Raw genomic sequence first — 12740 nt, forward strand, 5'->3', positions numbered from 1 at the left:
GCCGGGCGCCGTGTCGTCGCGGCGACAACACGACGATCTGCGGTCGGTGGATTGTCCGTGTCCAGTTGCACTGGTCGAATAAGCTCCGAGTCTGCTGGATCGACTGGACCTGGTCCGCTGGCGGTCGCGAGCGGTCCCGATCAAGACCTGGATGTGCGATGGGGACACTTCGCCCGGTCATGGCCCTGACGATGGCTGTCGCAATGCTGCTGGGCGCCGCGCCGCCAGCCGCCGCCGCCCCCGCCCCCGCCCCCGCCGAGACCGTAACGATCACCTCGGGTAAGCCCCGCTCGCTCATGTATCTCGGGCAGACGTACGCGATCCATACCGTCGAGGCGACCGGTGGCACCGGGCCGTACGCGTTGTCGGTGGTGTCGGGCAGTCTGCCGCCGGGGATGCTGGTGGTGGGGACGTCGCTCGGTGGCGCGCCGAACACGCCGGGCACGTACACGTTCACGCTGCGGATGACCGACAAGAACGGCCTCTTCGGCCAGCAGAAGGCGACGATCGAGGTACGCCACCAGAAGGTCGTCATCACCTCGGGCAAGCCCCGGTCGCCCAGGTATCTCGGGCAGACGTATGCGATCCATACCGTCGAGGCGACCGGTGGCATCGGGCCGTACGCGTTGTCGGTGGTGTCGGGCAGTCTGCCGCCGGGGATGCTGGTGGTGGGGACGTCGCTCGGTGGCGCGCCGAACACGCCGGGCACGTACACGTTCACGCTACGGATGACCGACAAGAACAAGCTCTTCGACGAGCAGGACGCCACGATCGTCGTCGCCACGGCCGCGGCCGCGTTCACCTCCGACGATCCGCCGACCGGCACGGTCGGCCGGCCCTACTCCTTCCGGTTCACCGCCGACGGTGATTCGGACATCGCGTTCGCCCTGGCCGGCGGGGCGCTGCCGGGCGGCCTCACCCTGGACAAGGATGGCCTGCTCAGCGGCGTCCCCGGCAGCGTCGGCACGTTCACCTTCACCGTCGGAGCGAAGGGGCGCAGCACCAGCGCCACGAGCGAGGTGTCGCTGATCGTCGCCGCCCGGGCCCCCAGCACCCCCACGACGACCCCGACCGGCCCGACGGCCACGCCGACAGTGAGCGATCCGGCCGCCACACCGTCGGAGAGCAGCCCTGCGGCGTCCCAGCCGACGCCCGTGCCCACGCCGTCGAAGTCGATGGCGAGTGGCGGGTGGCTGCCGGTCACCGGACCGGGCTCGCCCCTCGTGCTGCTGCTGATGGGCGTCGTGGCGTTCTCCATCGGCGGCATTCTGCTCGTGCTGGCCTACAACCGTCGGCGCTTCACCACACCCGAGTGACGCCCGGCCCCGGGCCGTCCCGCCCGTGCCGGCGGCCGGCCCGCGCGCGTCCGGGCGGGGTGGGTGTGGATCAGGGCTGGTTCGGCGGCCCGGCGAGGTAGCGGCGGGCCTCCCGCAGGCCACGCCAGTGATACCAGGCGGCACCTCCCCAGAGCAGGAGCAGCGGTACGGCCAGCACGCGGGTGAACGGGTTGACCGGACTCACCAGGGGTGGCAGTTGGCTGAGGAAGCCTGCCGTGAACAGCAACAGCAGCCAGCGTCGACTGATGCGGGATCGAGCCTCCTCGCGAGTCAGCGCGTCCAGACGAGGGTCGTCGGTGGATCCGTCGCGTAACACCTGCGCGATCCGCCGCTTGGTCGTCGGGTCGGCACCGGCCGTCGGGGGGAACCGCCTGATCAGCCGGCGGCCGATGACGAGGGCGACGACCGCGCCGACCAGCGGCGGAATGAGCATCAGCCCGAACGCCGCGAGGAGGTCGGGCCGCCCGGTGTCGCCGTCGGTCAGCGCGGCGGTGCCCATTGCGGCAGTGCCGACCACGGCTATCGCGGCGACGGCGTAGGTGCTGGGGCGGTGCCGCCTCTGCGTCACCTGGTCATCGGCGGTGCCACGGCCCTCGGTGGTCATTGTCGCTCCCTACCTCGCTGCCAGCGACGCCACGCGCGCCGGTGTCACGACTTCGCCCGGTCGCGCTGACGCCACTCCACCAATCTGCCCGTCCCCCAGGCGACGGCCAGCCCGATCAGGCCCGGGATGATGAGCAGGACCACAAGTAGACCGAGGTCGTCGGGCTGCCGTTCACCGTCGGCGACGGCCCAGCCGATCAGAGCGACAACGGCCCCCACTGCCCATGCGGCCAATAGCACAAGCAGGATCTGTCTGTTGTTGTACCGACGCCCCGACCCGGCCTGGGTGACGGATCGATCATTCCCCGTATTCGTCATGGTCGACAGATACCCCGGTGTGGGTACGGACACACTCGGTCACGGGCATCGCCGGTGGGTCGGGAAACCCGGGCGACGCCCACCCCGGCAACCCCATTAGGCTGGACAGGTTCTGTCCGGATCGCGCCTGGAGCGTCTCATGACCACGACACTGCCCGCGTACGACGAGGTCGTTGCGCGCTTCGAACCGGTGATCGGCCTGGAGACCCACGTCGAGCTGGGCACGAACACCAAGATGTGGTGCGGCTGCCCGACCGACTTCGGTGGCGAGCCGAACACCCGGGTCTGCCCGGTCTGCCTGGGCCTGCCCGGGTCGCTGCCGGTGGCCAACAAGGCGGCGATCGAGGCGATCATCCGGATCGGCCTGGCCCTGAACTGCTCGATCGCCGAGTGGTGCCGGTTCGCCCGGAAGAACTACTTCTACCCGGACATGCCGAAGAACTTCCAGATCAGCCAGTACGACGAGCCGATCTGCGTCGACGGCTACCTGGACGTCGAGGTCGGCGGCGAGACGGTGCGGATCGAGATCGAGCGGGTGCACCTGGAGGAGGACACCGGCAAGACGCTGCACGTCGGTGGGGCCACCGGCCGCATCCACGGCGCTACCGAATCGCTTGTCGACTACAACCGGGCCGGCATCCCGCTTGTCGAGATCGTCACCAAGCCGATCACGGGCACCGGGGCGCTCGCCCCCGAGGTGGCCAAGGCGTACGTCGCCGAGCTGCGCGACGTGATCCGCACCCTCGGCGTCTCGGACGTGCGGATGGAGGAGGGTTCGCTGCGCTGCGACGTGAACACCTCGCTCAACCTGCCGGGTCAGGAGTGGGGGACCCGTACCGAGACGAAGAACGTCAACTCGCTGCGGTCGGTGGAGCGGGCGGTCCGCTCGGAGATGCTGCGGCAGGCGTCGGTGCTCGACGCGGGCGGCCGGATCACCCAGGAGACGCGGCACTTCCACGAGGACACCGGCGACACCACCCCGGGCCGCTCGAAGGAGACGGCCACCGACTACCGGTACTTCCCGGAGCCGGACCTGGTGCCGATCGCCCCGGACCCGGCCTGGGTCGCCGAGTTGAAGGCGGCGCTGCCGGAGTTGCCCCGGGTGCACCGGCGTCGGCTCCAGGAGCAGTGGGGCCTGTCGGACCTGGACATGCAGTCGGTGCTGAACGCGGGCGCGGTCGAGCTGATCGAGGCCACCGTGGCCGCCGGCACCACCCCGGCGGCGGCCCGCAAGTGGTGGCTGGGTGAGTTGTCCCGCCGGGCCAACGAGAACGGCGTGGAGCTGGCCGACATCGGTGCCACCCCCGCCCAGGTCGCCGAGCTGCAGGGGCTTGTCGACGCCGGCAAGCTCAACGACAAGATGGCCCGGACGGTGCTGGAGGGCGTGGTCGACGGTGAGGGCTCGCCCACCGAGATCATGACCAGTCGGGGCCTGGAGGTCGTGTCGGACACCGGCGCGCTCACCGCCGCCGTGGACGAGGCGATCGCCGCGAACCCCGGCATCGCCGACAAGATCCGCAGTGGCAAGGTCGCGGCGGCCGGTGCGCTTGTCGGCGCGGTCATGAAGAGCACCCGTGGCCAGGCCGACGCCGCCGCCGTCCGCACGCTGATCCTGGAGCGCCTCGGCGTCCAGGGCTGAGACCGACCGGAGCAGGCCGCCGCCGTGACCGGCGGCGGCCTTCCGTCACCCCTGTCGACCACGCGGCCACCCCGCACCCCCGCACGAGGGCGTCAACGGCGACGCCTGGATGGAGCCACAGTGAACCAGCACGACCTCGATGTCCTCGACGAGATCCAGCGGCGGGTGCTCTGGCTCGCCACCCGGATCGTGGACGCCGCCAACCACGACCGCACCACCGGCGACGGGGTGAAGGTCGGCGGCCACCAGGCGTCCAGCGCCTCCCTGGTCACCGCGATGACAGCGCTCTGGTTCGCGCACCTGGACGCCGAGGACCGGGTGGCCGTGAAGCCGCACGCGTCCCCGGTGTTCCACGCCATCCAGTATCTGCTCGGCAACCTGGACCGCTCGTACCTGCCCCGGCTGCGGGCCCGGGGCGGCCTCCAGTCGTACCCGTCGCGCACCAAGGACCCGGACGCCGTGGACTTCTCCACCGGCTCGGTCGGGCTCGGCGCGGCGGCGCCGCTCTTCGCCGCCGCCACCCGGCGCTACGTCGACGCGCACTTCGGTGCCCGCCCGCACTCCCGGTTCGTGGCCCTGATCGGCGACGCCGAGCTGGACGAGGGCAACATCTGGGAGGCGGTCGCCGACCCGGCCACCACCGGCCTGGGCAACGTCATGTGGCTCGTCGACTTCAACAGGCAGTCGCTGGACCGGGTGGTGCCGGGCATCCGGATCAACCAGTGGCGCGGCCAGTTCGAGGCGGCCGGCTGGCACGTGGTGGAGGTCAAGTACGGCCGGCGGCTCGCCGAGGCGTACGCCCGGCCGGGTGGCGAGGCGCTGCGCGACTGGATCGACGCGATGCCCAACGAGCAGTACCAGTCGCTGTTCGGGCTGACCGGCCCGGTGCTGCGCAAGCAGTTCCTGGACGGCGCGCCGGCCGGCATCGACGAGCTGATCGCCCACGTCAGCGACGAGGAACTGAGCCCGCTCGTCACCGACCTGGGCGGGCACGACCTGTCCGCGATGCTCGACGCGTACGCCCAGTGCGACGCGGTCACCGACCGGCCCAGCGTCGTCTTCGCGTACACAGTGAAGGGTTGGGGTCTGCCCATCGCCGGCAACCCGCGCAACCATTCCGCGCTGCTCAGCTCGGAGCAGGTCGCCACGCTGCGGGCCGCGCAGGGGTTGACCGCCGAGACCGAGTGGGACCGTCTCGACCCGGCGTCACCGGCCGGCATCCGGGCCGGCGCCCGCCGGGAGGCACTGTCCCGCGCGCCCCGCGAGCGCGCGCTGGGGGTCACCGTCCCGGAGAGCACGGGAGTACGCGCCACCAAGCCGATCTCCACCCAGGAGGTCTTCGGTCGGGTGCTCGTGGACCTGGCGCGGCACCGGGAGGTGGGCCGCTACCTGGTGACCACCGCCCCGGACGTGGCCACCTCCACCAACCTGGCCGGGTTCATCAACAAGACCGGGGTGTTCGCCCCCACCGAGCAGCGTTCCTGGACCGAGGACCGGATGCTGCGCTGGACGGAGAGCCCGGCCGGGCAGCACATCGAGCTGGGCATCTCGGAGATGAACCTGTTCCTGCTGCTGGGTCAGCTCGGCCTGTCCTGGGACCTGTCCGGGCAGCCGCTGCTGCCGGTGGGCACCGTCTACGACCCGTTCGTGCTGCGCGGCCTGGACGCGTTCCTCTACGGCACCTACTCGGGGTCCCGGTTCGTGGTGGCCGGCACCCCGTCCGGCATCACCCTCGCGCCCGAGGGCGGTGCCCACCAGTCCACGATCACCGCGTCGGTGGGCCTGGAACTGCCCGGGGTGACGTTCGTGGAGCCGGCGTACGCGGCCAGCCTGGACTGGCTGCTCTGCGACGCGCTGGGGCAGATCGCCGGCGGGTCGACCCCGGCGGCGACCGCCGCGCCCGCCGAGGACGGCGCGTACTACTTCCGGTTGAGCACCCGCCCGCTGGACCAGGCGCCGTTCGAGGCGGCCCGGACCCGACTCGGTGACGCGGTGCTGCGTCGGCAGGTGGTCGCCGGGGCGTACCGGCTTGTCGACGCGCACCAGGCGTACCCGCATCTGGTCGACGCCCCGGTGGTGCAGTTGGCCGCCTCCGGTGCGGTGCTGCCCGAGGTGCTGGCCGCCGCCGCGGAGCTGGCCGAGGAGGGCGTCGCCGCGCACGTGGTGGACGTGACGAGCCTGGACCGGCTCTACCGGGCCTGGCAGCGCACCCTGCGGCAGGGCGTACGGACGGCCACCGTGCCCAGCGTGCCGGGTGCGCTGCGGTCCGCGTTCGCCGACCGGGTGCCGGTGGTGACGGTGCACGACGCCGCCTCGCACGCGATGGCCTGGCTCGGTTCGGCGGTCGGCGCTCCGGCGGTGCCGCTCGGGGTGGACGAGTTCGGCCAGTCCGGCAGCGTCGCCGAGCTGTACGACCTGCACGACCTGCTCCCCGGCAGCATCGTCAACGCCGCCCTCGCCGCCATCGCCCTACGCTGACCCCGCCGCACCGCGTCCTGCCGCGCCTCGCCTCGGCCCCGCCGCGCTGGGTCGCGGCGCGGCGCTGCGCCGGCGGCGTGGGGCCAGGATCAGCTGGTCGGGCTGGGGGTGGGGCTCTGCAGCGGGTTCGGTGACTCCGGCCCGCCCCGGGTCGGCGTCGGGGTGACCGACGCCGGCGCGCCCTGCGCGGGATCGGCCACCACGTGCCGCTCCAGGTTCACCTGGGACTGGCCGGTGCCGCCCACTGTGATGTCGTCGTACGCCTGGAGCATCTTCTGCTGGTCGAAGTAGAGCACCGTCATCGTCAGCGGGGTGGGTTTCTCGCCCTCCAGGCCGCGCAGGCCGGCGCCGCCGGTGGAGCCCTCGACCATCAGGGCGGTGGGCTGCTGGCCGGGCGCCTCGGGCAACCGGGACACCTGCCGGGCGTGGGTGTGCCCGGCCAGCACCAGCGGGCAGGTGCCGGCGAGCGGCCCGGCCGACGCCGGGTCGTGCACCAACGCGATGTTCACCGGCCGGGGTGAGCGGCGCACCGTGGTCGCGAGCTGCTCCCCGGCGTCGATCACCTGGTCGGCGACCTGTTGGGTGAGGCCGCTGCCGGCGGGTGAGGTGTTCTTGTCCGGGGTGAACCGGGGGTCGCCGATGCCGGCGATGGTCAGCCCGGCGACGGTGGTCGTGGAGTTGTTCAACACGATCGCGTTCGGCTGGCGGGCGACCGCGGCGGCGGTCTTGCCGGAGTCGTGGTTGCCCCGGATGAAGACGTACGGCTTCTTGAGCAGGCCGATCGAGCCGACGAAGGACGCCTCCGGCTCGCTGCCCCAGTCGGTGATGTCACCGGTGTCGATCACCACGTCGATGCCGAACTGCTCCACCACGGTCCGGATCAGTTGCCAGCCGGTCGGGTTGAGGTGCATGTCGGAGACGTGCAGCACCCGCGTGGTGCCCGGGGTCGGCTCCAACAACGGCAGCGCCGAGACTGTGGTGTAGAGCTGGCTGACGTTGCCGACCAGGCGTTGCAACTGCTCGGCGTACTTGGTGTAGTCGTTGGCGATCCGGCGCGCGTCGCCGACGATGGCCGGCGCGTTGACAAGCAACCCCTCGTAGCGTGGCTCCTCGATCGCCTGGGGACGGATGGTGGCCGCCGCCGCGCCGAGGCTCCCGGCGGTGACCAACAGCGCCAGCCCACCCGCCCAGGCGGTCCGGCGGACGTTGCGGAAGATCAGCCCGGCCAGGATCAGGGTGACAAGCACCGACGCGCCGAGCGTCCGCAGGCCGAGTCGCATCACCCCGGAGCGGACGTCCTCCACGGCGCTCTGGCTGGCCCGGCTGATGCTGGCCGGGTCGTCGATGAGCGCCTCGGTGCGGCCCTGGTCGAGTGCACCCAACCGCACTGTGAGATGGGTCGGCCCGTCGTGGCTGTCGAGCAGCAACGCGCCGAGCGGCGGTATGTCGACGGTGGTGCCGCCGTGGCGGGCGGGGGAGATGCTGAGGCTGGCCCGGAACGGCCCGATGTCGGTGTCGACCTGACCGCCGGCCAGCACCCCGAGCACCGCCCCGGCCAGAGCCACGGCGAGGACGGCGACGATCAGCCCGAGGCGGCGCAGCGGGCCGTTGGGGCCGACAAGCGAACGCGTCGGGCGTGGCGAACCGCTGTCGGTCACCGGGGTGTCCCGGTCACCGGCGTCGTCGTGCTGCTCGTCGCGCTGCCCGTCCATGCTGAGATTCTGACCTGCCCGTCGGAAGATCTTGGTAAACCTGAACGGATGGTGACGAAGGTCAGCTGCGGCCGCCGTCGCCGCCGGCGAAGACCACCCGCAGGAGCCGGTCGTCGTCGCCGCCGGGGTTGCCCCGCCCATCGTGGTTGGAGGTGCTCACCCAGAGCGAACCATCCGGCGCGGCGGCCACCGCGCGCAGCCGGCCGTACCGGTTGGTGAGCAGTTCACTGGGCTGGCCGAGCAGCGTGCCGGTGTCGGTCAGCTCCATCACCCAGAGGCGTTTGCCGCGTAGGCAGCCGGTGACCAGCAGCCGGTCCGTGGCGGCCAGACCCGAACAGGACGCGTCCTCGGTCGCCCACTGCGTGATCGGGTCGGTGAACCGCCGGTCGCCGGCCCGCCCCTCGACCTCCGGCCAGCCGTAGTTGCCGCCCTTGGTGATCTGGTTGATCTCGTCCCAGGTGTTCTGGCCGAACTCGACTGCGTACATCCGCTTGGCGGCGTCCCAGGCGAAGCCCTGGACGTTGCGGTGGCCCTGGGACCAGACCGGGGAGCCGGGGTACGGGTTGCCCGGGGCGGGCTTGCCGTCCCGGGTGATCCGGAGGATCTTGCCGCCGAGGCTCTTCACGTCCTGCGAGAGAGGGCGCTGACCGGCGTCACCGGTGCTGACGTAGAGCTGCCCGTCCGGGCCGAAACCCAACCCGCCGCCGTTGTGCACGTTGGCCTTGGGGATGCCGGTGAGGATCGGGGTGGGCTGCCCGCCGAGTTGCAGCCGAACGACCCGGTTGTCCCGCTCGGCGGTGTGGTAGACGAAGACCGTCCGGTCGCGCGCGTAGTCGGGGGAGACGGCGATGCCGAGCAGGCCGCCCTCGCCGGCCGCGGCCACGTCGGCGATCGTCTGCACCACGCGGATCCGCAGCCCGTCCGGCCCGGACTCGGGGCCGACCTGCAGGATCCGCCCGCTGTCCCGTTCGGTGACAAGCGCGCCCCCGTCCGGCAGGAAGGCGATGGCCCACGGCACCCGCAAACCCTTCGCGAGGACCGTCGCCACCGCCTGCTGGCCGGCGCCGCCGGCGCTCGCCGACGCGGACGGGGTGGGCAGGTTGGGTGGCTCGCCGGCCGGGTCGGGCTCCGGTTCGCCGAAGCTGCAACCCGTGCTGAGCAGCAGGGCCGCGCAGGACGCCGCGAGCGTCACCCGGAGGCTACGGACGCGAGGGTACGGGGGACGGGCTCTCACCCGGCCCAGGGTAGCCCGCCGGACGGCCCGGTCGAGTCCGATGGGTGCCGGCGACCCCGGCCGGTGCACCGTTCACCGGGCCCGTACGGCCAGCAGTGCGGTGTCGTCCTCCCGGTGACCGATGGCGGCGAGCAGCAGGTCGCACAGCGTGTCGAGGGGCAGCGTGTCGGTGCCGGTCAGCCGGGCCATCAGCTCGGCCAACCCCTCGTCGATGGGCCGGTCCCGCCGCTCGATCAGCCCGTCGGTGTAGAGCAGCAGGGTGTCGCCGGTGGCGAGGCTCGTCGACTGGCTGGTCCGCGGCGACGGCCGGGCCAGGCCGAGCAGCGGCTCCGGTGTCGCCTCGAGCATCTCGACCGAGCCGCCGACGCGGATCACCAGGGCCGGCGGGTGCCCGGCGTTTGACCAGGTCACCTCGTGGACACCGGCGTCCTGCGGACAGATCCGGACCAGCGTCGCGGTGGCGGCGATCGGCAGCCGCAGGCCGCGGATCGCGCCGTCCAGGTTGCTCAGCAGCGCCCCGACCGTGTCCGGCCGGCCGAAGGCGTTGCCCCGCACCAGGTTGCGCAGCTGACCCATCGTCGCCGCCGCCTCGATGTCGTGCCCGGCCACGTCCCCGATCGCCGCGATCAGATCGCCGTCGGGCTGGATGAACGCGTCGTACCAGTCGCCGCCCACCTGCACCCGGTCGGCCGCCGGCTGGTAGCGGGCCGCCAGCTCCAGCTCCGCCACGACCGGCAGCCGCGGCAGCATGCTGTGTTGCAGCACCTCGGCGACGTGTCGCTGTTCGCCGTACATCGAGCTGTTGCCGACGGCCTGGCCGGCCCGGCGGCCGATATCGACGGCCGTGAGCAGGTCGCGGTCGTCGAACTGCTGCCGCTCGGCGCCGTTGACGAGCGTGATCGCGCCCAACACGGTGCCGCCGGCGCCCCGGACCGGCACACTCAGGTAGGACGCGATGCCCAGGCGGTCGGCGATCGACGTCATCTCCGGGTCGGTGGTGCCCCTCGTCACGTCGGCCAGCGAGGCGACGCTGCCGAGCCGGGGCTGGCCGGTCCGGAGCACCGCCCGGATCGACGATTCTGGGCTCAGCCCGGTGCGCAGCAACTCACCGAAGCGCTCGATGTCCGCCGTGCGGGCCGGATCGCGGTGCACCGAGACCACCTCACGCGGCACGCCGGTCGGGTCGATCAGGGTGAGCAGGCACCAGTCGGCGAGCAGCGGCACCATGGCGGCGGCGAGTCGGCGCAGCGCGGTGCCCACGTCCAGGGTGCCGGCAAGCGTCTCGCTCACCCCGGCCAGCAGCTCCAGCCGCTCGTGTGCCTGCACGACCCGCCGCCGTGCCTCCTGTGCGCCGTCCAGCGCGATGCGCAGCCGCAGCTCCGACGAGCAGGCGGCCGCCAGGTCGGCCAGGGTCCGCAGCTGCGCGGCGGTCCACGCGCGGGGCTTGCTGTCGATGGCGCAGAGCGAACCGAGCACCCGACCGGAGAGGTCGGTCAACGGCATCCCGGCGTACGCGACAACACCGAGGTCTTCGATGGCCAGATTGTTGCGAACGCGGGGGTAGAGCCGGGCGTCCGGCAACACCATCGGCACCTCGATGTCCACCACGTGCTGGCAGAACGAGTGGCTCAACGGTGTCTGCCGCCGCTCCGACCAGGGCTCCGGCAACCCGAACGCGCCGGGGAAGAACTGCCGGTCGGCGGAGACCAGGGAGACCAGCGCGACAGGCACGTCCAGCAGGTCGCTCACCAGCCGGGCGAACCTGTCGAACGCCTCGTCCGGGGCGGCGCCGAGCCCGGTGTCGCCGAGCGCGCGCAACCGCTCCGGGTCGGCGAGTGCCGCGGGTGCGGCGATCGGGCGCCGGGCGGTGGCGGGGGAGCCGTCGGTCATCGAGCACCTGTCTGCTGGGGCGGAGGCCGACCGGCCCTCCGGCCCTTCGTTATACCTCGTTCAGGCCCGCGTCGAACATCTGTGTGCTGAGTCTCGCCCGCCCCGGCGGCGCGCGCCATCCCCCGGCACGCCGGTTCGCGCCCGTGCCCGCGCCAGCCGCGGCGGTGGGGACTATCGTCGGCTGACGTGAAGGTATGGATTCCGAACCCGGCCGGCCTCAACCTGATGGGCGAGCTGCCCGCGGATGTGACGGTGGAGGTCCTGGAGCACGCCGACCGGCTGCCCTCGTCGGTGGCCGACGTCCGCATCTGGGTGCCACCGTTCCTGACCGGCGGCGACGCGACGGCGCTGTTGGGTGAGCTGCCCGACCTGGCGGTGGTCCAGTTGCTCTCGGCAGGTGCCGACGCCTGGGCCGGCCGGACGCCGCCGGGCGTCACCCTCTGCGACGCCCGGGGCGTGCACGACCCGTCCACCGCCGAGTGGGTGGTCACCGCGGTCCTCACCCAGCTGCGGGCGTTCCCGGCGTTCGTCCGCGCCCAGGCCGACCGGCGCTGGGCGTACCAGGGCAACGCCCCGACCGACGAGCTGACCGGCAAGCGGGTGCTCATCATCGGCGCCGGTTCGATCGGCACCGCGGTGCGCGACCGGCTCGCCCCCTTCGAGGTGAGCTTCACCCTGGTCGCCCGGACGGCCCGCCCGGAGCAGGGGGTGCACGCGGTCGAGGAGTTGCCCCGGCTGCTGCCCGAGGCGGACGTGGTGGTGGTGCTGGTGCCGCTCACCGACCAGACGCGGGGCCTGATCGACAAGGACTTTCTGGCGGCGATGCCGGACGGGGCGCTGCTCGTCAACGCCGCCCGCGGGCCGGTGGCGCACACCGAGGCGCTCGTCGCCGAGCTGGGCACCGGCCGGATCTCGGCCGCGCTGGACGTCACCGACCCGGAGCCGCTGCCTGCCGACTCGCCGCTCTGGGTGATGCCGAACGTGCTGCTCACCCCGCACGTGGCCGGGTCGGTGCGCGGCCTGCTGCCGCGGGCCTACCGACTTGTCGGTGATCAGGTTCGCCGGTTCGCCGCCGGCCAGCCGCTGATCAACGCGGTGGTCGACGGTTACTGACCGGACACCTCAGCCGGCGTGCGGCAGGCTCTGACCGGTGGCCGAGATCAGTCGGGGCAGGTCCACGCCCCGGACGGCCGGCAGGGTGACCTGCTGGCCGTCGTCGAGCCGGGCGATCGCCCGCCCGCGCTTGTCGGTGGCGAGCTCGACGACCTGGTCCCAGGTGAGGCGGCGTTGCCCGACCAACGCCCGCAACCGTAGCTCCCGCGCGTCGGCGTCGGTGCCGGCCCGCCAGGCCCAGACCCCGACGGCGAGCGGAACGAGCAGCACCGGCAGCAGGTAGACCCGGGCGTTGGCAAGTGGCAGCGCACCGAAGAAGGCGATGACCGCGGCGATCAGGATGGCTTGGTTGTAGCGGAAGCGGACCGTGTCGGACTTACTCACCCTCCGATGATCCCACCCCCGACCGGTCCGGC

10 protein-coding genes are annotated in these 12740 nt (G+C 72.5%); 4 read left to right on the forward strand and 6 right to left on the reverse strand.

All coding sequences use genetic code 11. The features are described from left to right. Positions 1–191: 191 nt before the first annotated feature. Entirely contained in the window at positions 192–1316 is a 1125-nt protein-coding gene (locus AB0B85_RS16050) for an Ig domain-containing protein (protein ID WP_357407818.1), read from the forward strand. Between the two features lie 70 nt (positions 1317–1386). On the opposite strand, the gene AB0B85_RS16055 is transcribed toward AB0B85_RS16050, so the two are convergent. Together AB0B85_RS16055 and AB0B85_RS16060 are read right to left on the reverse strand one after the other, a co-directional pair. Continuing rightward, complete coding sequence (locus AB0B85_RS16055; protein WP_357407820.1) at positions 1387–1941, reverse strand: hypothetical protein; 555 nt, start codon at positions 1939–1941, stop codon at positions 1387–1389. Between the two features lie 44 nt (positions 1942–1985). Then, positions 1986–2159, reverse strand: a complete 174-nt coding sequence (locus AB0B85_RS16060; RefSeq protein WP_357407822.1) for a hypothetical protein — start codon at positions 2157–2159, stop codon at positions 1986–1988. A 238-nt stretch (positions 2160–2397) separates the two neighbouring features. Between AB0B85_RS16060 and gatB the strand changes: the two genes are divergently transcribed. Next, entirely contained in the window at positions 2398–3897 is a 1500-nt protein-coding gene (gatB, locus tag AB0B85_RS16065) for an Asp-tRNA(Asn)/Glu-tRNA(Gln) amidotransferase subunit GatB (RefSeq protein ID WP_357407824.1), read from the forward strand. A gap of 120 nt (positions 3898–4017) precedes the next feature. Next, positions 4018–6375: a pyruvate dehydrogenase gene (locus AB0B85_RS16070; protein ID WP_357407826.1), complete on the forward strand. Its 2358-nt coding sequence runs from the start codon at positions 4018–4020 to the stop codon at positions 6373–6375. Positions 6376–6464: 89 nt separating this feature from the next. On the opposite strand, the gene AB0B85_RS16075 is transcribed toward AB0B85_RS16070, so the two are convergent. The 3 genes from AB0B85_RS16075 to AB0B85_RS16085 form a co-directional block, all read right to left on the reverse strand. After that, complete coding sequence (locus AB0B85_RS16075; protein WP_357407828.1) at positions 6465–8087, reverse strand: metallophosphoesterase; 1623 nt, start codon at positions 8085–8087, stop codon at positions 6465–6467. Positions 8088–8148: 61 nt separating this feature from the next. Then, positions 8149–9321, reverse strand: coding sequence for a PQQ-dependent sugar dehydrogenase (locus tag AB0B85_RS16080; RefSeq protein WP_357407830.1), 1173 nt, complete (start codon positions 9319–9321; stop codon positions 8149–8151). Between the two features lie 72 nt (positions 9322–9393). Further along, positions 9394–11211 carry a SpoIIE family protein phosphatase gene (locus AB0B85_RS16085; RefSeq protein ID WP_357407832.1) on the reverse strand — a complete coding sequence of 606 codons (1818 nt, stop codon included), beginning with the start codon at positions 11209–11211 and terminating at the stop codon, positions 9394–9396. Between the two features lie 186 nt (positions 11212–11397). On the opposite strand from AB0B85_RS16085, the gene AB0B85_RS16090 reads away from it, so the two are divergent. Further along, positions 11398–12324, forward strand: a complete 927-nt coding sequence (locus AB0B85_RS16090; protein ID WP_357407834.1) for a 2-hydroxyacid dehydrogenase — start codon at positions 11398–11400, stop codon at positions 12322–12324. Between the two features lie 9 nt (positions 12325–12333). Here AB0B85_RS16090 and AB0B85_RS16095 read toward each other — a convergent pair whose 3' ends face one another. After that, a complete protein-coding gene (locus AB0B85_RS16095) occupies positions 12334–12708 on the reverse strand; it encodes a PH domain-containing protein (protein ID WP_357407836.1) in 375 nt (124 codons plus the stop codon). Positions 12709–12740: the final 32 nt, after the last annotated feature.

Origin of the sequence: Micromonospora sp. NPDC049044 (assembly GCF_040649215.1) — a bacterium.
In the GTDB taxonomy this organism is placed as follows: Bacteria; Actinomycetota; Actinomycetes; order Mycobacteriales; family Micromonosporaceae; genus Micromonospora.

Bases quoted from the DNA above. Each gene is read 5' to 3' on its own strand.
- AB0B85_RS16050 (WP_357407818.1), top strand. From the start codon at position 192: ATGGCTGTCGCAATGCTGCTGGGCGCCGCGCCGCCAGCCGCCGCCGCC.
- AB0B85_RS16055 (WP_357407820.1), bottom strand. From the start codon at position 1,941: ATGACCACCGAGGGCCGTGGCACCGCCGATGACCAGGTGACGCAGAGG.
- gatB (WP_357407824.1), top strand. From the start codon at position 2,398: ATGACCACGACACTGCCCGCGTACGACGAGGTCGTTGCGCGCTTCGAA.
- AB0B85_RS16075 (WP_357407828.1), bottom strand. From the start codon at position 8,087: ATGGACGGGCAGCGCGACGAGCAGCACGACGACGCCGGTGACCGGGAC.
- AB0B85_RS16085 (WP_357407832.1), bottom strand. From the start codon at position 11,211: ATGACCGACGGCTCCCCCGCCACCGCCCGGCGCCCGATCGCCGCACCC.